The organism is Pseudomonas sp. H3_E07 (assembly GCF_054668895.1).
In genome coordinates this window covers 4,098,287-4,121,799 of sequence record NZ_CP162795.1, presented here as the reverse complement: position 1 = coordinate 4,121,799, position 23,513 = coordinate 4,098,287, and the positions used below count along the sequence as shown (strand labels likewise).

25 protein-coding genes and 1 pseudogene are annotated in these 23,513 nt (G+C 60.9%); 13 read left to right on the top strand and 13 right to left on the bottom strand.

The window, feature by feature from the left end; translation table 11 throughout:
* Nucleotides 1-99: 99 nt before the first annotated feature.
* The 3 genes from AB4O08_RS18920 (at nucleotide 100) to AB4O08_RS18910 (ending at nucleotide 3,538) form a co-directional block, all read left to right on the top strand.
* A complete protein-coding gene (locus AB4O08_RS18920) occupies nucleotides 100-408 on the top strand; it encodes a PepSY domain-containing protein (RefSeq protein ID WP_010208262.1) in 309 nt (102 codons plus the stop codon).
* 388 nt (nucleotides 409-796) lie between these two features.
* Nucleotides 797-1,819, top strand: coding sequence for a transporter (locus AB4O08_RS18915; protein WP_021491282.1), 1,023 nt, complete (start codon nucleotides 797-799; stop codon nucleotides 1,817-1,819).
* 102 nt (nucleotides 1,820-1,921) lie between these two features.
* The gene (locus AB4O08_RS18910; protein ID WP_010208258.1) at nucleotides 1,922-3,538 is read left to right on the top strand and encodes an inorganic phosphate transporter; all 1,617 of its coding nucleotides are present in this window, start codon (nucleotides 1,922-1,924) and stop codon (nucleotides 3,536-3,538) included.
* Nucleotides 3,539-3,662: 124 nt separating this feature from the next.
* On the opposite strand, the gene AB4O08_RS18905 is transcribed toward AB4O08_RS18910, so the two are convergent.
* The 3 genes from AB4O08_RS18905 to AB4O08_RS18895 are packed head-to-tail and all read right to left on the bottom strand — an operon-like array spanning nucleotide 3,663 to nucleotide 6,327.
* Nucleotides 3,663-4,637 carry a 5-oxoprolinase subunit C family protein gene (locus tag AB4O08_RS18905; RefSeq protein WP_021491280.1) on the bottom strand — a complete coding sequence of 325 codons (975 nt, stop codon included), beginning with the start codon at nucleotides 4,635-4,637 and terminating at the stop codon, nucleotides 3,663-3,665.
* On the bottom strand, nucleotides 4,634-5,512 hold the full coding sequence (locus tag AB4O08_RS18900; protein ID WP_010208253.1) for a 5-oxoprolinase subunit B family protein: 879 nt from the start codon (nucleotides 5,510-5,512) through the stop codon (nucleotides 4,634-4,636). Before AB4O08_RS18900 ends, AB4O08_RS18905 begins: the two co-directional genes overlap by 4 nt.
* Nucleotides 5,513-5,568: 56 nt before the next feature.
* Nucleotides 5,569-6,327: a 5-oxoprolinase subunit PxpA gene (locus AB4O08_RS18895; RefSeq protein WP_021491279.1), complete on the bottom strand. Its 759-nt coding sequence runs from the start codon at nucleotides 6,325-6,327 to the stop codon at nucleotides 5,569-5,571.
* A 103-nt stretch (nucleotides 6,328-6,430) separates the two neighbouring features.
* On the opposite strand from AB4O08_RS18895, the gene AB4O08_RS18890 reads away from it, so the two are divergent.
* Nucleotides 6,431-7,348 carry a LysR family transcriptional regulator gene (locus AB4O08_RS18890; RefSeq protein WP_021491278.1) on the top strand — a complete coding sequence of 306 codons (918 nt, stop codon included), beginning with the start codon at nucleotides 6,431-6,433 and terminating at the stop codon, nucleotides 7,346-7,348.
* On the opposite strand, the gene AB4O08_RS18885 is transcribed toward AB4O08_RS18890, so the two are convergent.
* A complete protein-coding gene (locus AB4O08_RS18885; RefSeq protein WP_460114272.1) occupies nucleotides 7,345-8,241 on the bottom strand; it encodes a LysR family transcriptional regulator in 897 nt (298 codons plus the stop codon). The two genes, AB4O08_RS18890 and AB4O08_RS18885, sit on opposite strands and share 4 nt — an antisense overlap.
* 106 nt (nucleotides 8,242-8,347) lie before the next feature.
* On the opposite strand from AB4O08_RS18885, the gene AB4O08_RS18880 reads away from it, so the two are divergent.
* Complete coding sequence (locus AB4O08_RS18880; RefSeq protein WP_021491277.1) at nucleotides 8,348-9,106, top strand: SDR family NAD(P)-dependent oxidoreductase; 759 nt, start codon at nucleotides 8,348-8,350, stop codon at nucleotides 9,104-9,106.
* A gap of 81 nt (nucleotides 9,107-9,187) precedes the next feature.
* On the opposite strand, the gene AB4O08_RS18875 is transcribed toward AB4O08_RS18880, so the two are convergent.
* On the bottom strand, nucleotides 9,188-9,652 hold the full coding sequence (locus AB4O08_RS18875) for a multidrug/biocide efflux PACE transporter (RefSeq protein ID WP_305375304.1): 465 nt from the start codon (nucleotides 9,650-9,652) through the stop codon (nucleotides 9,188-9,190).
* Between the two features lie 88 nt (nucleotides 9,653-9,740).
* Between AB4O08_RS18875 and AB4O08_RS18870 the strand changes: the two genes are divergently transcribed.
* Nucleotides 9,741-10,595: a LysR family transcriptional regulator gene (locus AB4O08_RS18870; RefSeq protein WP_010208246.1), complete on the top strand. Its 855-nt coding sequence runs from the start codon at nucleotides 9,741-9,743 to the stop codon at nucleotides 10,593-10,595.
* Between the two features lie 11 nt (nucleotides 10,596-10,606).
* On the opposite strand, the pseudogene AB4O08_RS18865 reads toward AB4O08_RS18870, so the two are convergent.
* From AB4O08_RS18865 to AB4O08_RS18845, 5 genes and pseudogenes are all read right to left on the bottom strand, one after another.
* Nucleotides 10,607-10,798 (bottom strand): annotated as a pseudogene (locus AB4O08_RS18865) (LysR family transcriptional regulator); the annotation flags it as partial.
* 258 nt (nucleotides 10,799-11,056) lie between these two features.
* Complete coding sequence (locus AB4O08_RS18860; protein ID WP_021491275.1) at nucleotides 11,057-12,280, bottom strand: RNA polymerase sigma factor; 1,224 nt, start codon at nucleotides 12,278-12,280, stop codon at nucleotides 11,057-11,059.
* Nucleotides 12,277-12,753 carry an SRPBCC family protein gene (locus AB4O08_RS18855; RefSeq protein WP_044287754.1) on the bottom strand — a complete coding sequence of 159 codons (477 nt, stop codon included), beginning with the start codon at nucleotides 12,751-12,753 and terminating at the stop codon, nucleotides 12,277-12,279. Before AB4O08_RS18855 ends, AB4O08_RS18860 begins: the two co-directional genes overlap by 4 nt.
* A 34-nt stretch (nucleotides 12,754-12,787) precedes the next feature.
* The gene (locus tag AB4O08_RS18850) at nucleotides 12,788-13,132 is read right to left on the bottom strand and encodes a YciI family protein (protein ID WP_010208240.1); all 345 of its coding nucleotides are present in this window, start codon (nucleotides 13,130-13,132) and stop codon (nucleotides 12,788-12,790) included.
* A 42-nt stretch (nucleotides 13,133-13,174) separates the two neighbouring features.
* A complete protein-coding gene (locus tag AB4O08_RS18845; protein ID WP_460114271.1) occupies nucleotides 13,175-13,594 on the bottom strand; it encodes a YybH family protein in 420 nt (139 codons plus the stop codon).
* 146 nt (nucleotides 13,595-13,740) lie between these two features.
* Between AB4O08_RS18845 and AB4O08_RS18840 the strand changes: the two genes are divergently transcribed.
* Nucleotides 13,741-14,259, top strand: a complete 519-nt coding sequence (locus AB4O08_RS18840) for a GNAT family N-acetyltransferase (protein ID WP_460114270.1) — start codon at nucleotides 13,741-13,743, stop codon at nucleotides 14,257-14,259.
* Between the two features lie 301 nt (nucleotides 14,260-14,560).
* On the opposite strand, the gene AB4O08_RS18835 is transcribed toward AB4O08_RS18840, so the two are convergent.
* Complete coding sequence (locus tag AB4O08_RS18835) at nucleotides 14,561-15,043, bottom strand: GyrI-like domain-containing protein (protein WP_010208237.1); 483 nt, start codon at nucleotides 15,041-15,043, stop codon at nucleotides 14,561-14,563.
* A gap of 195 nt (nucleotides 15,044-15,238) precedes the next feature.
* Here AB4O08_RS18835 and alaC point away from each other — a divergent pair, with 195 nt between their 5' ends.
* A complete protein-coding gene (gene alaC, locus AB4O08_RS18830; RefSeq protein ID WP_010208236.1) occupies nucleotides 15,239-16,450 on the top strand; it encodes an alanine transaminase in 1,212 nt (403 codons plus the stop codon).
* Nucleotides 16,451-16,608: 158 nt separating this feature from the next.
* Here alaC and AB4O08_RS18825 read toward each other — a convergent pair whose 3' ends face one another.
* Nucleotides 16,609-17,961 carry a GntP family permease gene (locus AB4O08_RS18825; protein ID WP_010208235.1) on the bottom strand — a complete coding sequence of 451 codons (1,353 nt, stop codon included), beginning with the start codon at nucleotides 17,959-17,961 and terminating at the stop codon, nucleotides 16,609-16,611.
* Between the two features lie 84 nt (nucleotides 17,962-18,045).
* Nucleotides 18,046-18,579: a gluconokinase gene (locus AB4O08_RS18820; RefSeq protein ID WP_010208233.1), complete on the bottom strand. Its 534-nt coding sequence runs from the start codon at nucleotides 18,577-18,579 to the stop codon at nucleotides 18,046-18,048.
* 213 nt (nucleotides 18,580-18,792) lie between these two features.
* Here AB4O08_RS18820 and gntR point away from each other — a divergent pair, with 213 nt between their 5' ends.
* From gntR to AB4O08_RS18795, 5 genes are all read left to right on the top strand, one after another.
* On the top strand, nucleotides 18,793-19,824 hold the full coding sequence (gene gntR, locus AB4O08_RS18815) for an HTH-type transcriptional regulator GntR (RefSeq protein ID WP_031290552.1): 1,032 nt from the start codon (nucleotides 18,793-18,795) through the stop codon (nucleotides 19,822-19,824).
* A gap of 315 nt (nucleotides 19,825-20,139) precedes the next feature.
* On the top strand, nucleotides 20,140-20,370 hold the full coding sequence (locus AB4O08_RS18810) for a DUF6124 family protein (RefSeq protein ID WP_044287756.1): 231 nt from the start codon (nucleotides 20,140-20,142) through the stop codon (nucleotides 20,368-20,370).
* 169 nt (nucleotides 20,371-20,539) lie between these two features.
* Nucleotides 20,540-21,172, top strand: coding sequence for a glutathione S-transferase family protein (locus AB4O08_RS18805; RefSeq protein ID WP_010208229.1), 633 nt, complete (start codon nucleotides 20,540-20,542; stop codon nucleotides 21,170-21,172).
* A 14-nt stretch (nucleotides 21,173-21,186) separates the two neighbouring features.
* Entirely contained in the window at nucleotides 21,187-21,924 is a 738-nt protein-coding gene (locus tag AB4O08_RS18800; RefSeq protein ID WP_460114269.1) for an NAD-dependent epimerase/dehydratase family protein, read from the top strand.
* Nucleotides 21,925-22,065: 141 nt separating this feature from the next.
* Entirely contained in the window at nucleotides 22,066-23,478 is a 1,413-nt protein-coding gene (locus tag AB4O08_RS18795) for an MFS transporter (RefSeq protein WP_460114268.1), read from the top strand.
* Nucleotides 23,479-23,513: the final 35 nt, after the last annotated feature.

Below are 23,513 nucleotides of genomic sequence, written 5' to 3'. Positions count from 1 at the left end.
GAACAAACTGCGCAACTGTTTGAATTAATTAAGGGTGAGTTAAGTTGCGCTGGTTAACCTGATCCCACTTAAACAGCTCACTCGAAAAGGATACACACCATGAAAACCTTGACCGCCCTGTTCGCCGCTACCGCCCTGACCCTGACCGCCGGCCTGGCCCAGGCGGATGTTCGCCCAGACCAGATTGAAGGCCTGCTCAAGTCCGGCGCCGTAATGCCTTTCGACAAACTCAACGCTGCCGCCGTGGCCAAACACGCGGGTGCCACCATCACTGACACCGAGCTGGACCACAACAACAGCGGTGTACTGGTCTACGAAGTTGACCTGACCGACACCGCCGGCAAGCGCTTTGAAGTGAAGCTCGACGCCAAGACCGGCGCCGTGCTGGAAGACAAGATCGATAGCTGAGTGACCGCTTCACTGAAAACCGCGCGACCTTCGGGTCGCGCGTTTTTTTTATGTCCGCGCGTAGGAAAAACCTCAATTCATCGAATGAAATTCCACTTACGGCGCGCAAGGTCGCTTAATTACACTCGTCGGAGTGGGCACTAAGATCCGCTTTACCAGGACCACCACTCCCAGCGTCCCTACCCATTTGAAAGCTACATTTCGGTGCCGGAGTTCCGCACCGGCGACCAGTTCTCCGGCACGATCTGCGTCCTAGCCTGCCAACGGCCTGATCAAGCGCTCAACAGCGAAGTAATTCGCAAACCGTCACAAAACTGTCAAACCCCCTTGCAATGATTCGCGACGCGACCTGTGAAACGTCCTACAGGCCTTTTCTCTGCGAGTCCCCATGAACCACAGCATCGACCACAGCCATCAGGATTCCGACCTGTTTGGCTTGCTTTACGGTTTCCGTTTTCGCCCCGGTGAAAAGGGTGAGCAGATCGATTCGGCCACGGCGCTCCAGGCCCTGCGCCAACCGGGCGACCCGGAAGAATTCATGTGGCTGCACCTGAACCTCGCCCATGCGGCGTGCGAGCGCTGGATGCAGGCAAACCTGGACCTGCCGGAAGAATTCTTCGAAGCCCTGCATGAGGGCTCGCGTTCCACGCGCATCGAACACGTCGACTCGGCCTTGCTGGCGGTGGTCAACGACGTGGTGTTCAACTTCAGCAGCATGGTGTCGTCGGATATCTCCACGCTGTGGGTCTGCGCCCGCAGTCGCTTGCTGATCAGCGCGCGCCTGCAACCGCTGCACTCGGTGGACAAGCTGCGCTCGTCGGTTAAGGCTGGCGAAGGCTTTCGCTCACCGTTGGCCTTGCTGGTACACCTGTTGCGCGACCAGGGTGAAGTGCTGACCCAGATCGTGCGCAAGACCAGCATCAGCGTCGACCATATCGAAGACCAGTTACTGTCGTCACGTCTGTCCACCAACCGCGCCGAACTCGGTGCTGCACGCCGGGTGCTGGTGCGCCTGCAACGCCTGCTGGCGCTGGAGCCGGGCTCGCTGTTGCGCCTGCTCAACCGCCCGCCGCAATGGCTGCAAAAGGAAGACGTGAAGGAATTGCGCAAGTCCACCGAGGAATTTGCGCTGATCATCAATGACCTGATGGCCCTGGGCGAACGCATCAAGTTGTTGCAGGAAGAAATCGCCGCCAACCTCAACGAACAAAGCAACCGCACACTGTTTACCCTCACCGTGGTGACGGTGCTGGCATTGCCGATCAATATCATCGCCGGTTTTTTTGGCATGAACGTGGGCGGTGTGCCGCTTTCACAGGACCCGGAGGGGTTTTGGATATTGGTGGCACTGGTCGCGACCTTTACCCTGATCGCCGGGCGCTGGGCGTTCAGGAAGCGCAAGGATTACTGACCAGCGGCCAGCTCAATCACCCAAACACTGATGTATGGCAGCATCCCTGTAACATTTTGCAATGACTATGAACGACATCCTTCCCACACTGGATGCTCCGGCATGGCCACCCCTTCCCTGACTGCCTCCACCCACGCCTCACCTGCAGACCCTAAACCCAGGCTGGACAAGAAACCCGGCCTGGTGACGGTGATCGTGTTTTTCGCCGTGCTCGCCATGGGCCTGTTGTTCACCGCCTACAGCCTGATGCATGACATGCATGAAATGGGCGCGCAGCTCACGACGTGGACACCCTTTCTACTGCTGGGTGTGGCGCTGTTGATCGCCCTCGGGTTCGAGTTCGTCAACGGCTTCCACGACACTGCCAACGCCGTGGCGACGGTGATCTACACCAACTCGCTGCCGCCGCATTTTGCGGTGGTGTGGTCGGGCTTTTTCAACTTCCTCGGCGTACTGCTCTCCAGCGGTGCGGTGGCGTTCGGCATCATTGCGTTGCTGCCGGTAGAGTTGATTTTGCAGGTGGGTTCTTCGGCCGGTTTCGCGATGATCTTTGCCCTGTTGATCGCCGCGATCCTGTGGAATCTCGGCACCTGGTGGCTGGGTTTGCCGGCGTCGTCATCCCACACGCTGATCGGCTCGATCATCGGCGTCGGCGTGGCGAATGCCTTGATGCACGGGCGTGACGGCACCAGCGGCGTGGACTGGAGCCAGGCGATCAAGATCGGTTACGCCTTGCTGTTGTCGCCGCTGATCGGTTTCGCGTTTGCGGCGATGCTGTTGCTGGCCCTGCGCGCGTTCGTCAAGAACCGCGCGTTGTACAAGGCGCCCAAAGGCAACACGCCGCCGCCGTGGTGGATCCGAGGCATGCTGATCGCCACTTGCACCGGCGTGTCTTTTGCTCACGGCTCCAACGATGGGCAGAAAGGCATGGGCCTGATCATGCTGATCCTGGTCGGCACCCTGCCGATGGCCTACGCGCTGAACCGCACCATGCCGGCCGAGCAGTCGTTGCAGTTCGCGGCGGTGGCCGAAGTGACCCAAGTGGCGCTGCTGAAAAGCGCACCGCAAGCACTGACGGGCGATCCGCGCCCGATCCTCTCGACCTACATGCGCACCAAGGAAGCCACCCCGGAACTGATCCCGGCCCTCGCCGCCTTGGCCGGGCAGATCGGTGATGAAGTCAAAGGCTACGGTTCCCTGGCCAAAGTGCCTGCCGAGGCCGTCGGCAACGTGCGTAACGACATGTACCTGACTAGCGAAACCATTCGGTTGATGGACAAAGGCAAGGTCGGTAATTTCGACGCGGATACCCAGGGCAAGCTGCAACTGTTCAAGCAACAGATCGACAGTTCCACGCGCTTCATTCCGCTGTGGGTGAAGATCGCCGTGGCCATCGCCCTCGGCCTGGGCACCATGGTGGGTTGGAAGCGAATCGTGGTGACCGTCGGTGAGAAGATCGGTAAAACGCACCTGACTTATGCCCAAGGCGCCTCGGCCGAGATGGTGGCGATGCTGACCATCGGCGCGGCGGATATGTACGGTTTGCCTGTTTCGACCACGCATGTGTTGTCGTCCGGTGTCGCGGGGACCATGGTGGCGAATGGCGGTGGCTTGCAGATGCGGACTATCCGTAATTTGCTGATGGCTTGGGTGCTGACATTGCCGGCGGCAATTTTGCTGTCGGGCAGCCTCTACTGGCTGTTCACCCAACTCTTCTGACACAACTCAAGACAAAATGTGGGAGCGGGCTTGCTCGCGAATACGGTGGTTCAGTCAACATCTCCAGTGACTGACACTCCGTATTCGCGAGCAAGCCCGCTCCCACATTTGGATTTTTATTTCTTCAGTTGTTGAAGAGTCCAGTCATCGCTTTGACGCGTTTCTTGTACACCCGACGCGCCTCCAATGCTTGCTCCAGCGTCACCGCCACAAACCCCGCCCGCTGGTTCGGCTGCATCTGCCCGATCAGGTCCAGGTCGGCACTGATCACGGTGCCGATCATCGCGTAGCCACCGCCCGACACCGCGTCCCGGTGCAACACAATCGGCTCCAGCCCTGCCGGCACCTGGATCGAGCCAATCGGGTAGCAGCTGTCGACGATATTCGACGGGTCAGAGCCCGCGCCGAAAGGTTGCTCCCGTGGCTGGAAGCTCAACGCACTGCCGCCCTTGAAGCGATAGCCGATACGGTCGGCTTCGGAACCCACGGTCCACGGCTCGGCAAAGAAGCTGCTTTTGGCCGCCTCCGTCAGGCGCTCGTAATAAAGCCCGGGCACCACGCGCAGCGTCACGTCACCGCCCACTGATCGGCGCAGCGCCATCGGCAGACTGTTGCCCGCCCGGCCCGTGCCGCTGGCTTCACCGATGGGCAATTCATCACCTTCCTGCAAGCGCCGTCCGTGAAACCCGCCGAGTGCGCCGAGGGCATAGGTCGAGCGGCTGCCGAGCACCACCGGCACATCAATGCCACCGGCCACCGCGAGATAGGTCCTCGCGCCCGCCTTGGGAAATTCAAAGCGCAACACCTGACCCGCACGCACCTGAAACGCGGTGTCCTGGTGCACCACTTCACCGTCCAGGCGCGGTGACATCAGGGCGCCGCTGAGTGCTACCAGCGCGTCTTGCTGAAATTCCAGTTCGGGGCCGATCAATGTGCACTCCAAGCCCGCAGCGCCGACCGGATTGCCCACCAGATGGTTAGCCGCACTCAACGCGTACTGATCCAAGGCACCCGACGGCGGAATGCCGAGGTGGTAGTAACCTTCGCGGCCAAGGTCCTGCACAGAGGTGGCGAGGCCGGGTTTGAGAACCTTGATCATGCCAGCGCCTCCTGCAGGGATTTTGGATAGCCAATGGGGTCGGCGAGAAAGGCATCGAGGGAAAATTCCACCGGGCGGATGCGCAGGTCGAAACGTCCTGCGTCCACGTCGGCAACGGCCAGGTCGTAGGCCGCACGGTCCATGGGTTTGAACTGCACGATATCGCCAGGACGGAAGAACACCATGTGTTCCTTGAGGTAGGCCAGTTGCTGCGCCGGATCGTAGATCGGCGCCGGGGTCACGCCGAACATCTGGTAACCACCGGCACCGCGCACCGAGTAAATGCAACCAAAACAGCCGCCATGGCCAAGGGTGAGTTTCGGCGTGTCGGTACGCGGGCGCAGGTACTTGGGCACCTGCAACTGCCGCTCTCGTTCGACCATCTGGAACATGAACGGCAAGCCCGCAACGAATCCGACCATCGACACAAACCACGGCGCGCCACTGTGGGCGGCGATAAACGCCTCTACATCGGCGAGCCCGTTGATGCGCGCAGCGTATTCCAAATCCGTACCGCTCGGGTCTTGATGGCGGTCGCGAAAACGCATCAGCGTTTCGTGGGTCCACGGGTCGTTGTAGAGCACCGGGATTTCAATGATGCGCGTGTGCAAGGTGCGCTCGGCCACGGCCTGGGCTTCGGCGGTCTGCACCGCATCGAGCAGCACATGGGGGGCGATGCGGTCGGGGTCGAAGCGGATCTGGAACGATGCATTGGCCAGGCATACATCCAGAACGCCTTCCAACGCCAGGCGCTCCACGGCACGGGTCACCGCCATGCCTGTGAAAAAAGCCTCCAGGGACATGCTGTCGCTGACCTCGGCAAACAGGTGTTCATCGCCACCGAAGCTGTAGCGGATGGGGGATGTTTCAGCCATGTCTGTTCCTCTTGGAATCATTGTAGAAAGGCAGGCGAAAAAATGGGGGATGGTTCTTATTGTGGTGTTTTGACGGTAATGCCCGCTTGGTCCAGGGCTTCGCGGGTGGCTTCCACCAACTCCAGCGCACCGGGGGTGTCGCTGTGCAGGCAGATGGAATCGAATTCGATGAGCAGGTCTTCGCCTTCTACAGTTCGCACACGCCCCGTCTGACAAGCCCGTAGGACACGCGCCGCCACCGTCGCAGGATCCAGTGCCCGCACGTTGCGGGTAAACACGATGGAGCCGGTCAGATCGTACTCACGGTCGGCGTAAAACTCCCGCACCACCGGCTGCCCCAGCTCCTTGGCCACGCGCCAGATCACCGAGTTGGGCATGCAGTACAACAGCAGGGTCGGCTCGATGATTTGCAGGTTCTGTACCAGCAACCGTGCGGCTTCTTCATCACGGGCCAGGTGCATGTAGAGCGCGCCATGGGGCTTGATGTGTTGCAGAGTCATACCTTGGGCCCGGGCGATTTCACGCAGGGCGCCGAGCTGGTAGAGCATGTCGTCCACCAGCTCCTGGGCTGGCGCGTTAATGTGGCGACGACCGAAGCCGACCAGGTCCCGAAAGCCCGGATGCGCCCCAATGGCCACGCCCAGTTGCTTGGCGCGCTCGACCGTGCGACGCATGGTGCCGGGGTCACCGGCGTGGAAGCCGGTGGCGATATTGGCCGAGCTGATATAAGCCATCAGCTCCGCGTCGACGCCGTCGCCGATGGTCCAGGGACCGAAGCCCTCGCCCATGTCCGAGTTGAAATCCACTGCCTGCATCAGAGTCGCTCCGCCTAAGTGATGGAGGAAAAGTAGGCTGCCGCTTGACCCCTTGGGAAGATCTATTATCAGATGACCCATCTTCTGAAAAACAGATATCGCTATGTCCCTGACCTTGCGCCAAATTCGTTATTTCGTCGCCACCGCCGAAATCGGCCAGATTTCCCAGGCGGCCATTCACCTGAACATCTCGCAATCGGCGGTCACCACGGCGATCAAGGAACTGGAGGCCATGCTCGGCGTGCAGCTGTTCGTGCGCTCGGCCCAGGGCATGAACCTGACCGACGCCGGCCGGCACTTTCTCAACCGCGCCTACGTGATCCTGCGCAGCGTTGATGACGCGCTGAACAGCCCGCTGCCCGACTACCGCGCCCGTGGCGTGCTGCGCCTGGCCGCCAGCTACACGGTCCTCGGTTACTTCCTGCCGCACCACCTGCAGCGCATGGAGCACTGGCATCCGGACGTGACCATCGAGGTGTTTGAACAGGAGCGGCAGGCCATCGAACAGGGTCTGCTCGACGGCCTGTTCGACATGGCCGTGGTACTCACCGCCAACCTGACCCACCCGGATATCGTTTCAGAAATTCTGTTCAACTCGGAGCGTCGCCTGTGGCTGCCCAGCCATCATCCTTTGTGCGAACGTGGCGCCGTGAGCCTGGCGGATGTGGCCCAGGAGCCCTACATCCTGCTCACCGTCGACGAGGCCGAACACAGCGCCATGCGGTATTGGGAGCACGTCGGGCAGACGCCCAAGGTGCGCCTGCGCACCAGCTCAGTGGAGGCGGTGCGCAGCATGGTCGCCAATGGCAGCGGCGTGGCGATCCTGTCGGACCTGGTGCATCGGCCTTGGTCCCTGGAAGGCAAGCGCATCGAAACGCTCACGGTCACTGATCCGGTCACGCCGATGAGCGTGGGCCTTGCCTGGCACCGCGAGCGCGCATTCACCCCGGCGATGCAGGCGGTGCGCGATTACTTCCACGACGCGTTCCTGGCGCCGCAACAGTTGTCGGCGCGGCGTTAAAGATGGGATTGCAGGGTGGCGGCCAACCAGTCCATGAACACCCGCACCCGCAACGGCAAATGACGCTGGCCGGCGTACAGCAATGACACGTCCAACGGCGGCGCCGGGTAGTCCGGCAGCACCGACACCAGCTCTCCGCTGGCCAACAAGGCGCGTATCCCCAGCAGCGGCACTTGGGTAATGCCGAAGCCGCCCAGGCACGCCGCCTGATAAGCATCCGTGCTGTTGACGGTGACACGCCCCGCCATCGGCACGCGCTGCACTTTGCCGCCCGACTGATACTCGAAGCCGGATGAACGGGCGCCCAACGGCCGTACATAGTGCACCAATTGATGATCCGCCAAGTCGGACAGGGTCTGGGGCACGCCATAACGTTGCAGGTAGGCCGGGCTCGCGCAGTTGACCATCGGCATACTGCACACCCGGCGCGCCACCACGGTTTGATCGGGCTGGGCGCCCACCCGCAAGACGCAGTCGAAACCTTCGGCGATCAGGTCCACCTGGCGGTCGGAGCTGCTGATTTCCATCTGGACCAGCGGATGGCGTTCCATGAACAGCGGCAGGTGCGGCAGGATCATGCCGCGCGCCATCACGTTAGGCATGTCCACGCGAATCCGTCCGGTCAATTGCGCCTCATCCTGACGAAACAACCCCTCCAGTTCCTCCATGTGCGACAGCAAGTCCTTGCTGCGCTCATACAACACACGGCCGTCCTGGGTAACCTGCACCTTGCGCGTGGTGCGCTGCAGCAAACGCGTGCCGAGCAATTGCTCCAGGGCCTGCACGTGTTCTGACACCGTAGAACGCGGCAGCCCCAGGCTCTCACCGGCCTGGGTAAAACTCGACAGTTCGGTGACGCGCACGAAGGTGCGCAGCAGCTCAAGCTTGTTCATGGGATTGTTCGCCTTATCCGGCCAGTGATTCCGGGATAACGCTGTTTATCACGTTATGGGCGAATAAATACACTCAGTGTCACTGATCACCTGAGAGGACTGCACCATGACCCGTAAAATCGCACTTATCACCGGCGCCAGCCGTGGCCTGGGCAAAAGCGCCGCGTTGCACCTGGCGGCACAAGGCGTCGATATCATCGGCACCTACCACAGCGCAGCGGCTGAGGCCCAGTCAGTCGTCGAGCAGGTCCAGGCCTTGGGTGGCCGCGCCGCGATGCTGCAACTGGATGTGAGCCAGAGCGGCACCTTCGATGGTTTTGTCAGCGAAGTCGGCCGCTTGCTCAAGGATGTATTCGCACAAGAGCACTTCAACTTTCTGATCAACAACGCCGGCATCGGCGCCCACGCCAGCTTTGCCGAGACCACCGAAGCTCAGTTCGACCAATTGGTAGCGATCCACTTCAAGGCGCCGTTTTTCCTCACGCAAAAACTGCTGCCACTGATCAGCGATGGCGGGCGCATCATCAATATCTCCAGCGGACTGGCGCGGTTCAGCCTACCGGGGTATGCGGCCTATGCATCGATGAAAGGTGCCGTGGAGGTGCTGTCCCGCTACCAGGCCAAGGAGCTGGGCCCACGTGGGATCACCGTCAACACCCTGGCCCCCGGCGCGATTGCCACCGATTTCGGCGGCGGCGCAGTACGCGACAACTCGGACTTGAACGCGATGGTGGCCAACAACACGGCCCTGGGGCGCGCCGGTTTGCCGGACGATATCGGCGGGGCGATTTCCACCTTGCTGGCCGACGGCAGCAACTGGATCACCGGCCAGCGCATCGAGGCCTCGGGCGGCATGTTTCTCTGATTTCACACATCACCTGCAGGAACAAGCTTGCTCGCGAAAAACCTGAGAGCACCACGCTTATCCAGGCAACCCGCATTATCGTTAACGCTCTTCGCGAGCAAGCTCGCTCCTACAGAGACTGGCGTTTCTGTTGATGACTCTTTCCCGAATCACGTCATACCCCCAGTGATACACATAGGTGTACGGCAGGAAGAACAGCAGTACGCCGATGTCGAGCATAAACGCCTGCATCAGGCTGATGTTGAGCCACGCCGCGATCAAAGGTACCGCGACGATAATCAGTCCGCCTTCGAACATCAGCGCATGCAACACCCGCGTCCATCCGCCACCCGAGAGTTGCAGGCGCACCTTGAGACGGTCGAACAGGCTGTTGAAAATGATGTTCCAGGTCAGCGCCAACAGGCTCAGGCCCAAGGTCACCGCCCCCATCTCCAAGGCCGGCCGCCCGGTGATCCAGACCAGCAGCGGTGTACAGATCAACAACGCCAGGCCTTCAAAACCCAGGGCTTGGCAAACACGTTCAGTAATCGACTTGGTGGGGTGCATGACCCTTCTCCGTGAGTGACGATGGTTGCCATCATTACCCTTTGAATCGATACTTCATAACTAATAACCATCGATCAAGGCGATACTCATGGCCTCTCACGAAGTGCTGCAAGCATTTGTCCAAGCGGCCACCCAAGGTTCGTTTTCTGCCGCGGCGCGCAAGCTGGGCAAGAGTCAGTCCACCGTCAGTGCGGCGGTGGCGAGCCTGGAGATTGACCTGGATGTAGTGCTGTTCGACCGCAGCAGTCGCAAACCGACACTGACTCCGGCCGGGCATGTCCTGCTGCAACGCGCCGAGCAGGTGCTGGAGGCCAGCAGTCGCCTGGAGTTGGCGGCGAGCCAGTTGGCCCAAGGGTTGGAGCCGAAAGTGACGATCGCCATGTCAGACACTTATCAGTCAGAACGCTTCGAACTCGCCCTGAAGGCCTTCGAACAACGCTACCCGGACCTCGAACTGGAGTGGTTGATCGCCGAGTGCGAAGACTTGATCGCCCTGGTGCAAAGCGGTCGCGCACAGATTGCCTTGATCGAAGCCCAGGAGGTTTACCCGCCCGACCTGACCCGCTCGCCCGTCGCCGAACGCACGGAAATCGCGCTGTTCGTCGCGCCTACCCACCCATTGACCCGCGTAGAAAACATCGACCCGCACGCCTTGCAGCAATACCGTGAACTGCGCCTGGCAAGCATCATCAGCCCCAACGAAACGCGCCCCTCAGGCCGTGTGTGGTCTGCGCCGAGTTTTCTGATGCTGATGGAGATGGCTCAACTCGGCTTCGGCTGGGCGGAATTACCGCGCTGGTTGGTGGAGCGTTTTGGCAATGCCGAGCTGGTTGAACTCAACGTCCGCGGTTGGCCACGCTCGGTGGCGGTGGATGCCCTGTGGTCACGGCAACACCCACCGGGGCCAGCCGGAAGCTGGATGCTGAGCCAGATGCTCGAATAACGCCTACAGCGTTATGCGGCCGACAATTGTGGCGGGCGGTGGGTCTGGAAATAGTCGTGCAGCGCGCGTAACGCGGGCGACTCCAAGGCTTGCGCGGCGAAACACAATCCCACTCGGCGTGTAGGTGCGGGCAGGTGCCACTGCCGAATCACCACGCCAACCCGCTCAACCGCCAGCGACTGCGGCAACATCGCCACGCCCAGTTCGTCGTCCAACTGCTTGAGGGTCACCGACAAGGTCGGCTGGCTGATGAACAAACGCTGGTGTTGCGCTCTTCAAAGACCGTGAGAAATGCCTTGAGGTGACGCACATCCATAGCTTAATCCGATGACTGAGTAGCCGCAGCATGTGCGCATTCGTGAGATCGTGTTGGCCGCGACGCGTCAGCAGCCATAACCCAGACAGTGCAAACAGCCCGGTTCACTGTGGGCGCTGGCAAGCCAGCGCCCATATTTGGATCGTCAGCGGAGGGGCGATTGCAGCTCGGCCAGGCGTTGTTCGAGGAAGCGTTTCTCCGGAGCTTGCTGGGTCAGTGACAGGGCTTTTTCGTAAGCTGCGCGCGCCTCTTCAACTCGCCCCAATTGCCGACAAAACTCCCCCCGCGCCGAATGCACCCAGTGGTAATCCAGCAACTCACCGCGCGCCAGAATCCCCTCCACTTGCTGCAACCCTGCCAACGGCCCATCCCGCATAGCCAGCGCCACGGCGCGGTTCAATTCGATCACCGGTGATGGCGCCGCCCTGAGCAATACATCGTAGAGCCCGACGATCTGCGGCCAGTCCGTCTCATCTGCACGCGACGCTTCAGCATGCACTGCCGCGATGGCCGCTTGCAGGCCATACGGGCCAAAGCGCCGAGTGCCCAGCGCCTGCTCTACCAACGCGCAACCTTCGGCAATCAGGGCGGCATCCCACAGCGAGCGGTCCTGTTCATCCAGCAGCACCAACTCTCCGTTGGCCGAGGTGCGCGCCGGGCGTCGGGACTCATGCAACAGCATCAGTGCGAGCAGCCCCATGACTTCGGGCTCGGGCAGCAATTCCAGCAACAAACGCCCCAGGCGAATGGCTTCGCGCGTCAACGCTTCACGGGTCAGGTCAGCGCCCATGGACGCCGAATACCCCTCGTTGAACACCAGGTAAATCACCCGCAATACACTGTCCAGCCGCTCGGGCAATTCGTCCAGGGATGGCACTTGGTAAGGGATCTTGGCCTCGCGGATCTTGCCCTTGGCCCGCACGATGCGCTGGGCGATGGTGGCGGGTGTGGCCAGGAACGCGCGGGCGATTTCTTCGGTGGTGAGGTCACAGATCTCACGTAAGGTCAGCGCGGCCTGGGCATCCGCCGCCAACGCCGGGTGGCAGCAGGTGAAGATCAACCGCAGGCGGTCGTCTTCCACGTCTTGGTCACTCCAGTCAGCCGCTTCCAGCGCATCGGCCTGTTCCTGCAGCAACGGAGTGAAACGCGCCTCGCGGCGCAGCCGGTCGATGGCCTTGAAGCGACCAGTCGACACCAGCCAAGCCCGTGGATTGTCCGGCACACCGTCCAGCGGCCAGCGCTGCACCGCCACGAAAAACGCTTCGTGCAGGGCTTCCTCGGCCAGGTCGAAGTCACCCAGCAAGCGAATCAGCGTCGCGAGCACCCGGCGTGATTCGCTGCGGTAAATGGCCTCGACCGACAGGGTCAATCGGGCATGCCCTGGGTCACCAGGGTGACCAAACGATCCAGGCTCTGGCCCCAGCCGTCATGAAAGCCCATGGCTTCGTGGGCCTGCTTGTCTTCGGCACTCCAGTGCATGGCGCGAGCGGTGTAAAGCGTCTTGCCGTCGACCTCTTCGAAGGTGACTTCGGCGCTCATGAACGGCTTGCCCGAGGGGATCCAGCCGGGCATGAAGGCGTCAGTAAACACCAGTCGATTGGGCGCATCGATTTCCAGAAACACACCCTGCGTCGGGTACTCGGCACCGTCCGGCGCCCGCATCAAGGTGCGAAACAGGCCACCGACCCACAGGTTCATTTCGCACTCGGGGGTGGTCATGCCGTGGGGGCCCCACCATTGCTGGAGCAAGGCAGGTTCGGTCCAGGCGCGGAACACCCGGCTGCGCGGCGCATCGATCACGCGGCTGATGGACAATTCAAACTCGGCAGGTTGCGTAGACATGGGGTAAACCTCTTGAGTCTTATGGTTGTTCTGTTCAGAGATTCAATTCACGCACGGGGCGCACTTCCACACTGCCGACCCGGGCAGCCGGAATGCCGCCGGCCACCTGGATCGCTTCATTCAAGTCACGGGCCTCAATCAGGTAGAACCCGGCGAGTTGCTCCTTGGTCTCGGCAAAGGGTCCGTCGGTGATCGATAACTTGCCATTGCGCATCCGCACGGTGGTGGCGGTGCTCACCGACTCCAGCGCTTGGGCGGCGAGCATGCGGCCGCTGCCGTGAACGGCTTCGGCGTATGCGTGGCATTCCGGGTCCTTGGGACTGTCGGGCAGACTGTGCAGCAACGCTTCTTCGCTGTAGACCAGGCACAGGTATTTCATGGCGTTCTCCGTTTTCGGATTACTGACTATAGATCGCGACGGTCAAGGTTTCAGGTCGAACAGACCGGCGCCGGTTTCCATGTCGAACGGTGCGGACCAGTGCTCATGCACCACTTTCCATTGGCCGTCGATACGCTGGTAACCGGCGGTGACCCGCATCCAGCAGGTCTTGAGCACGCCATCCGGCCCAGTGCCACCGCAGCGGGCGAGCCAGTGGGCAAACGCGCTGTCCTCGGCGGCGACGATATGCAGCTCATGAAAGTCAAACATGCCCGGGCCGGGGCAGAACTCCATGCAGGCCTGCCAGTGCGCCTGGTAAGCGGCCTTGCCTTTGAACTGCAGGGCGTTAACGGCGTCGAACGCGACGATATCGTCGGCGTAGAAGCTGACTATTTTCTCGACATCCTTGGCGCTGACGGCGTGTTTCCATTGTTCGATCAGGGCGTTGATGGCAGTGCTCATGGCGGTACTCCTTGGGGGTGAAAATCACGAAAGACACCCTTAGTCGAATGGCCCTTCGGCAAATCGACACGCCGCTTAAAAATATTTTCGCCCCGGTAAACCCGCTAGAATCCAGGCCTCTTTGTAGCATTTCGGATACGCCCCCGATGGAAACCCGCCTCGCCCTTTATGAGACGTTGAGCCTTGTGCAGAAACAGCAACTCGACACCCTGCACGTGCATCCCGAGCAACTGGCGTATTCCGGTGATATCCACTGCGCGCTGAACAGCCTGCTGGTCAATCCCAAACCTGGCGCCATCAAAGGCTTCGCCCTGCTCGCCGACGACCTGCCCGTGGCCTTCCTCCTGCTCAAACGCCCACCCTGCCTGCCCCACTGGGCCGATGAACACAGCGCGACCTTGCATGCATTGCAAGTGGATCGGCATCAACAAGGGCGCGGATTCGGCAAGGCCTGTTTGCAAGCCCTTCCGGCGGCGGCACGGCAAGCGTGGCCGCAGATCAAGGGCCTGGAATTGTCGGTGGACGCGGACAATGTGGCGGCAATGGGGCTGTATCTGAGGGCTGGCTGGGTGGACAGTGGGGAGGCATATAAGGGACGGATTGGGTATGAGCGCAGGTTGAGGTGGGTCTTCGATCAGGCCGACTTCGACACGCTCAACATGTAGCGTATGCATAACTTGAACCCAAGGAGCAGGCCAATGAGTATTCCTTCCAGGCGTTCGGGCACGCACACCAAGACCGTAGGCGGCAAGGATCTGAGCTTCGGTAATCCCCCCCTCAAGAGGGCTTCGACGCCAGCGGCAATCCTGACTCGGGGGTCGGTAACAACGGCGAAGTGGTCCTGGCCCAGGGCAACGTTGCGTTTTATGCCATGGCCTGCGGCCCCCAAGGCACCCTTGGTGTCGTGGGGGCGTCTAGCGCTCGACACCGAGCTGACAGGGGCCCGACTACCAGCCCCTGTTCCAGTCAGACCTTCTGCCCCACCGGCAACCAGATCTCCACCGTCCCGGTGCCCTTGCGCGCATCAAAATCCGCGCTGTAGCGCTCAAAATCCGCGCCCATCACCTTGTAGCCCGAGTGCGGCAGCCATTCAAACATGATGCGCTCGTACGTCTGCTCAAGCGCCTGTACCGGCCCGTAGTGCGGGAACACGGCGTAGTTGAGCGGTGGGATTTCGATGAATTCGAAGTTGCTCGGCACATCGCCTTTGGTGGGGACTTCGACACCGGCCATGTAGTCGAATTCGCCCTGCCTGGGGTTATGGCAAACGCCATACGTCACGCCGCCCACACGCTGCTTGATGTCCTTGATACAGGTATCGAACAACTCCCACAATTTGGGGATATCCCCCACGGTGGCCTTCGAATAACGCCCTTGCACCCCGGCGATCACCAAGGCTTTACCGGCTTCCATGCGTGGCTCTAACGGTTGTTTTGTCTGCTGATCCATACGAACAGTCTCCTTCTTATGAGGGAACAAACCCGCATCGAGTATAGGGGCATATTCGCGCTGGACTCCATGCAGAAAATTTTCCTACGCATCTGGACAACTGGCCATCATCGACCGTATTGTCTGCCCCGCAGGCCACCGCAGTGGCCGACGTCGCTCGGACGGTTCCGGGCGCTTACGTACTTCGAGGCAACAATGGCAGACCAAGGTTCGCCGCGCCGCTTTGCGCGCATAGATCGACTCCCCCCTTACGTTTTCAACATTACGGCCGAACTGAAGATGGCTGCGCGTCGGCGCGGCGAAGACATCATCGACCTGAGCATGGGCAACCCTGACGGCCCCACGCCGCCGCACATTGTCGAAAAACTCGTGCAAGTCGCCCAGCGTGAAGACACCCACGGTTACTCCACGTCCAAAGGCATTCCGCGTCTGCGCCGGGCGATTTCGCGCTGGTACAAAGACCGCTATGAAGTGGACATTGACCCCGAATCGGAAGCCATCGTCACCATCGGCTCCAAGGAAGGCCTGGCGCACTTGATGCTGGCCACACTGGACCAGGGCGACACCGTACTGGTGCCCAACCCGAGCTACCCGATCCACATCTACGGTGCGGTGATTGCCGGCGCCCAGGTGCGTTCGGTGCCGCTGGTGCCTGGCGTGGATTTCTTCGCGGAGCTGGAACGGGCCATTCGCGGCTCGATTCCCAAGCCGAAGATGATGATCCTGGGCTTTCCGTCCAACCCGACCGCGCAATGCGTGGAACTGGACTTCTTCGAACGTGTGATCGCCCTGGCCAAGCAATACGACGTGCTGGTGATCCACGACCTGGCCTACGCCGACATCGTCTACGACGGTTGGAAAGCCCCGTCGATCATGCAAGTGCCGGGTGCCAAGGACATTGCGGTGGAGTTTTTCACCCTGTCCAAGAGCTACAACATGGCCGGCTGGCGCATCGGTTTCATGGTGGGTAACCCGGAACTGGTCAACGCCCTGGCGCGGATCAAGAGCTACCACGACTACGGCACCTTCACCCCGCTGCAAGTGGCGGCGATTGCCGCGCTGGAAGGCGACCAACAGTGCGTGAAAGACATCGCCGAGCAGTACCGCCAGCGCCGCAATGTTCTGGTCAAAGGCCTGCATGAGTTGGGCTGGATGGTGGAGAACCCGAAGGCGTCGATGTACGTCTGGGCGAAGATTCCAGAGCAATATGCCGCCCTGGGTTCGCTGGAGTTTGCCAAGAAGCTGCTGCTGGAAGCCAAGGTGTGTGTGTCGCCAGGCATCGGCTTTGGCGAGTATGGTGATGACCATGTGCGCTTTGCACTGATCGAAAACCAGGACCGGATTCGCCAGGCGGTACGCGGTATTCGCGGGATGTTCCGGGCAGATGGGCTGACCCCTAAAGCCTGACCCAATTTCCCCGAAGAAATGCGCTCAAACATGTGGGAAGGGGCTTGCCCCCGATGGCAGTGGTTCAGTCACCGGATGCAATGACTGACACTCTGCTATCGGGGGCAAGCCCCCTCCCACATTTGATTGGGTGACCCCATGGGATGCTGCGGTGTGGCTTACACCACCAACGACAGCAACATGATGAAGATCAACGCCACGACGGACAGAATGGTCTCCATCGCCGTCCAGGTCTTGAACGTCTCGGCCACGGTCATGTTGAAGTACTGCTTCACCAGCCAGAACCCCGCATCGTTGACGTGAGACAGGATCAACGAACCCGCCCCCGTCGCCAACACCAGCAGCTCACGGTTGACGCCCGGAATCATCCCTACCACTGGCACCACGATGCCCGCGCCGGTAATGGTCGCCACCGTGGCCGAACCGGTCGCCACACGAATCACTGCCGCCACCAGCCACGCCAACAGGATCGGATTGATCTGCGCGTTCACCGCCATATGGCCGATGACGTCGCCCACGCCGCTGGTCACCAGCATCTGCTTGAAGCCACCACCGGCGCCGATGATCAGGATGATCGCCGCGGTCGGCGCCAGACTGGCGTCGAGTAGCTTGAGGATCTGCTTGGAGTGGATGCCCTGGCGATGGCCAAAGGTGTACAGCGACAGCAACAGAGCCAGCAGCAAGGCGGTGATCGGGTGACCGATCATGTCCATCCAGTTGCGTACCACGTTACCTTCGGCAAACGCGATGTCGGCGAAGGTCTTCAGCAGCATCAGGAACACCGGCAGCAGCACGGTGACCAGGGTGATGCCGAAGCTTGGCAGCGACTTGTTATCAGTCTCGCGAGCCAATTGATCGACCAGTTCCTGGGACGGATTGCCCGGGATGTACTTGGCGATAAACGTACCGAAGATCGGACCGGCGATAATGGCGGTCGGCAAAGCGACGATCAGGCCGTACAGAATGGTCTTGCCGATATCCGCGCCAAACACGCCGATGGCCAGCAGCGGCCCCGGATGTGGTGGTACCAGGCCATGCACCGCCGACAGGCCGGCGAGCAGCGGGATGCCGATCTTGATCAGCGACACGCCGGTGCGGCGCGCGACGATAAACACCAGCGGGATCAGCAGCACAAAGCCGATCTCGAAGAACAGCGGGATGCCCACCAGGAACGCGGCGAACATCATGGCCCACTGGACCTTCTCTTTGCCGAAGGCGCGGATCAAGGTTTGGGCGATCTGATCGGCACCGCCGGATTCGGCCATCATCTTGCCGAGCATCGTGCCCAGCGCAAGGATGATGCCGACAAAGCCGAGCACCCCGCCGAAGCCGTCCTGGAACGCCTTGATGATCTTGTCCACGGGCATGCCCGAGGTCAGGCCGAGGAAGCCGGCCGCGATGATCAGCGCGATGAACGGGTGCACCTTGAACTTGGTGATCAGAACGATCAACCCGATGATGGTAACGACTGCATCTAGCAGTAAGTAGGACTCGTGGGACATGCCAAACATGGGGGGTCTCTCCTGTTTGTTGTTGTTATTAAAGCGGGTGTTGAATTTCCTGCCGGGGATAGCGCTATCTTTTCCGGCAAAAAATTAATGAGTAGGTTCAAAGCCGTGTTGCAGCCACCAGGCGTGTGTCTGCTCGGCCAATGCCTCGACGCTGTCTTCACTGGCGTTGAGGGCCAGGGTCAGCGGCTCGCCTTTAGGCGATTCAAGGGTGGCGAACTGGCTGTCGATCAGGCTGGCTGGCATGAAATGGCCGGGGCGATGAGACACACGGTCGGCGGCCACGGCGCGGGTCAGCTCCAGGAACACGAAACCCAGACCCGGCGCTGCTTCGCGCAGGTGGTCGCGGTATTTCTTTTTGAGGGCGGAACAGGTGAGCACGGGGTGCTCGCCCGCTTTGAGCGAACGGCGCAGTTCATCGCAAAGGATGTCGAGCCAGCCGGCGCGGTCGTCGTCGTTGAGGGGGTGGCCGGCGCTCATCTTTTCGATATTGGCGGCAGGGTGAAAGCTGTCGCCTTCAATGGCAGTGGCACCGTTCAGGCGGCACAGGGCCTCGCTGACGCTGGACTTGCCACAGCCGGAAACACCCATGATGACCAGGGCGGTAACAGGTTGACTCATGAAACACCTCAGGACGCAGATAGCGCTACCTTTGCACGCTGTAAGGCTAGTGCAAAAACAGGCTTTTCCCGCGCCGTCTTGTCTTTTTTTATGGAGTGACGCGTGCATCCTCTCCAATCGTTTGAACCGGATCAGGCAACCCAGCGTTCAAGAATTTGCAGCCCTTTGGAGACAGCGCTACCTTAGTGCCTCGATTTTTGTTTGGCAAGCCGCCTGATGACCTCCAAGAACGATAAAAAATTACGCACCACGGGTCGCCCGACTCTCAACGAAGTCGCCCGCCTGGCCGGCGTCAGCCCGATTACCGCCTCACGTGCCCTGCGCGGCATCAGCACCGTGGCCACCGAACTGGTGGAAAAAGTGCAGCAGGCCGCCGCTGAACTCAAGTACGTGGTCAACCCTGCCGCCCGTGCACTGGCCTCGGCCCAGAGCCATTCGGTGGTGGTGTTGGTGCCGTCGCTGTCCAACCTGCTGTTTATCGAAACCCTTGAAGCCATCCACCAAGTGCTGCGTCCCAAGGGCTTTGAAGTGCTGATCGGCAACTCCCACTATTCCCGCGACGAAGAAGAAAACCTGCTGCGCAACTACATGGCCTACCAGCCACGGGGTTTGCTGCTGACCGGGTTTGATCGCACAGAAAGCGCCCGACGGATGGTCGAGGCCAGCAATGTGCCCTGCGTCTACATGATGGATCTGGACCCCAACGCCGGCGTGAACTGCGTAGGGTTCTCGCAACTCGCGGCGGGCGAGACGGCGGCGGCGCATTTGCTGTCCCGCGGGCGCAAGCGCCTGGCCTACATCGGTGCACAACTGGACCAGCGCACATTGCTGCGAGGCGAAGGTTTCCGCCGCGCACTGCAGCAGGCTGGACTGTACGACCCGGCGCTGGAATTGCTGACGCCGCGCCCTTCTTCCGTGGGACTGGGTGGCGAGTTGTTTTTACAGTTGCTGGCGGCTCATCCGGACGTAGACGCGATCTTCTTCGGCAACGACGACCTGGCCCAGGGCGCGCTGCTGGAAGCCCTGCGCCATGGCATCAAAGTACCGGAGCGTGTGGCAGTGCTGGGGTTCAACGACTTGCCGGCATCCTCGTTCATGGTGCCGCGCCTGAGCAGCATCAGTACTCCGCGTGAGGCGATCGGTCGGCGGGCGGCAGAACATTTGTTGACGATCATGGCAGGTAACAAGATCGCCAAGCCGGTGGTGGACATGGGGTTTGAGTTGCAGGTGCGCGAGAGTACGTAGGACGCCTGTAGGAAGCGCCTGACATTGCGGTAAGCGCCTTGCCCGGTTGCCTACGCTTACGTCAGAATCCGCCGGCTTGTGCGTCAGGGTGAGGGTCTCTAAGGTTGGCCGGTCGCTGAATGTCTCGGTGATCGGGTTTAGTAGCCCCGCTTCCTCACACAAGCTGCATGAACCTATCGATGCTTGATGGTGGCTGTGCGCAGGGCGCCTTCGGGTGCGCCGGGTTTGTGTGGGATACCGGTCTACTAACCTGCGTACAGCTGCCACCCTCGTTTAGTAGCGATCAGGTATCAGCCCAGATCAGGTACGTCAATAATGCACAGCATCCCCACGCATACGCTCTTCACCGTCATCCCTGATACCCCCACCGAAACCCTGCTGATCAACAGCTACGAAACCGTGTGCTCCGTCAGCACCTTGCTGCTCGACCTGTCCGATGACCTCACCGGCAAGCACCGCGATGTAGCCCTGGCTATCCACCAACTGAGCGAGCTAAGTGTATTGCTGGTAGGCAAGGCCATGGACCAGCACACACCATGCTGTTAAGGCCTTACTCGAAAAAATGTGGGAGGGGGCTTGCCCCCGATAGCGGTGGGTCAGTCAACTTACAGGTAGCTGACCCACTGCAATCGGGAGCAAGCCCCCTCCCACATTTTTTAACCATGCCCGCTTGCGCCCTGCTAGATTGGCTGCTCTCCACTGCCAGGGAAGCACCATGGGACACTCACTGAAAATCTTGGGCCGTACGTCCTCCATCAACGTGCGTAAAGTGCTCTGGACCTGCCAGGAACTCGGCATCGACTACCAGCGCGAAGACTGGGGCATCGGCTTCAAGCCCACCCAGTCCGCCGAGTTCCTGGCCCTAAACCCCAACGCCCAAGTGCCGGTGCTGATCGACGACCATGGCGTGCTATGGGAGTCCAACACCATTTGCCGGTACCTCGTCAGCCTTTACCAACGCCACGACCTGCTCCCCGCCGAACCCGCGCCACGGGCCCGGGTGGAGCAATGGATGGACTGGCAAGCTACCGAACTCAACCCGTCCTGGGGCTACGCGTTCCACGCGCTGGTGCGCCAGAACCCGGATTATCAGGACCCGCAGCGCATCCAGGCCGGCGTGCAAGCCTGGAACGACAAGATGGGCTTGCTGGAGCAACAGCTGAGCAAGACCGGCGCCTACGTAACCGGCGATGAGTTCACCCTGGCAGACATCCTCGTCGGCCTCTCCGTACACCGCTGGCGCAACGCCCCTCTGGCGCATCCGCCCTACCCCGCGGTGGAGGCGTATTACTTGCGCCTCAGCCAGCGCCCTGGCTTCAAGACCTTCGCGCTCGACGGCCATAACTAAAACAAGGATTACGCGTGAAAGGACTCAACATATTGCTCACCGGCGCCTGCGGCAGAATCGGCAAGACGTTTTTCGACGCCTCGAAAGACCGTTACCGCTTTACCCTCACCGACCGCATGGCGCCGGATTTTGACCTGGGCGAGCACCGCTTCGTGCACGCTGACCTCAGCGATCAATCCAGCCTGGCAGCATTGCTCGACGGCATCGACGTGATCGTGCACCTATCGGGCATCCCCCACGCCAGCGCCTCGTTCGAAGAACTGTTGCCCAATAACATCCTCGCCACCACTTACCTGTTCGAAGCCGCCGTGGCCGCCGGGGTCAAGCGCCTGGTATTCGCCAGCAGCGCGCAAACCATCGAAGGCTACCCGGTGGACCGCCAGATCACGCCCGGCATGCCGGTGATGCCCGCCAACCTGTACGGCGTGAGCAAATGCTACGGCGAGGCACTCTGCGGTTACTACGCCGCCAAAACCCCGCTGTCGACCATTGCCCTGCGCATCGGTGCCTTTGAATTCCCCGAAACCCATGACCTGAACAACGCCCGTGACCTCAGCGCCTGGCTCAGCCCACGGGATGCGGTGCAGTTGCTGCAACGTGCGGTGGAAACCGAGGGGGTAAAACACCTGATCGCCCATGGGATTTCCAATAACCGTTTCAAGCGGCTGGATTTGAGCGAAACCACCCGAGTACTGGGCTATCAACCGGTAGACGATGCCTTTCAGACTTTCGAGATCCCCATCAGCTACTGAACCCGTCCGCCATAAAACCTTTGAAAAGAGAGTCTTTGCGCAATAAACCAGCGAATGAGCAACCAACCGGGCACAACTTCACACGCAGCGATTTCCGTTAGCCAGCTAAGATTCCAGGTCACTGCACCTGGAATCTCGCCCATGTCCACACTCACCTCCACCACCGACGGCATCGACCCCATCCGCGCCGCCCACATCAGCGCCCGCATCGACCGCCTCCCCGCCGTCGCCACGGTCTGGCGCTTGGTAGCGTTGCTGTCCATCGGCGGCTTTTTCGAGCTGTATGACCTGTTCCAGACCGCTTATATCAGCCCTGGCCTGATCAGCGACGGGATTTTCCATACCGGCAGCGAGGGCGTATTCGGCTTTTCGGACCAGGCCGCCTTTGCCTCGGCAACCTTCCTCGGCCTGTTCCTTGGCGCCAGCCTGCTCAGCCCCATCGCCGACCGTTACGGCCGGCGGGCGATCTTCACCTTTGCGCTGGTCTGGTACACCGTCGCCACGGTGTTGATGGGCATCCAGACGTCCGCCCTGGGCATCATCTGCATGCGCTTCCTGGTGGGCATTGGCCTGGGCATCGAGCTGGTGACCATCGACGCCTACCTCTCGGAACTGGTGCCCAAGCGCATGCGCAGCTCGGCGTTTGCCTTTGCGTTCTTCATCCAGTTCCTGTCGGTACCGGCGGTGGCGTTGATGTCATGGTGGCTGGTGCCACAAGCACCGTTCGGCGTATCGGGCTGGCGTTGGGTGGTGTTGTCGAGCGCAGTGTTTGCACTGTTTATCTGGCAATTGCGCAAGCGCTTGCCGGAATCACCGCGTTGGCTTGCGCAAAAGGGGCGTTTCGAAGAGGCCGGTGTGATCATGGACAGCCTCGAAGCGCGCTGTCAGAAGGATCATGGCAAACCCTTGGATGAGCCCGAGCCAGAAACCGTCAGCGTGCAGGGCAGCGGCCGCTTTGCCGATATCTGGCAACCGCCGTACCGCCGCCGCGCGTTGATGCTGATCGTGTTCCATGTGTTCCAGGCCATCGGCTTCTTCGGCTTTGGCAATTGGTTGCCGGCGTTGCTGTCGGGCCAAGGCGTCAGCGTGACCCACAGTTTGCTCTACGCCTTCATCATCACCCTCGCCTACCCCCTGGGGCCGTTGCTGTTCGTGAAGGTGGCCAACCGTTTTGAAAACAAATGGCAGATCGTCGGCTCGGCCCTGGGCGCAGTGATCTTCGGCAGCCTGTTTGCCTTGCAAACCACGGCGGTGGGTTTGGTGATCTGTGGGGTGATGATCATCTTCTGCAACGCCTGGCTGAGCTTCAGTTATCACTCGTACCAGAGCGAACTGTTCCCCACCAACATCCGCGCACGGGCGGTGGGGTTCTGCTATTCGTTCAGCCGCTTATCCACCGTGTTCAGCAGCCTGTTGATCGGCTTTATCCTCGAACACCTGGGCACACCGGGGGTGCTGGCGTTTATCGCCAGCAGCATGTTGATCGTGATGATCACCATCAGTTGGTTCGGGCCGCGTACGCGTAACCTGGCGCTGGAAAACATCGCCCATTAACGGCAATGGCTGGCCGCCTGCGGGACATAGTTTGC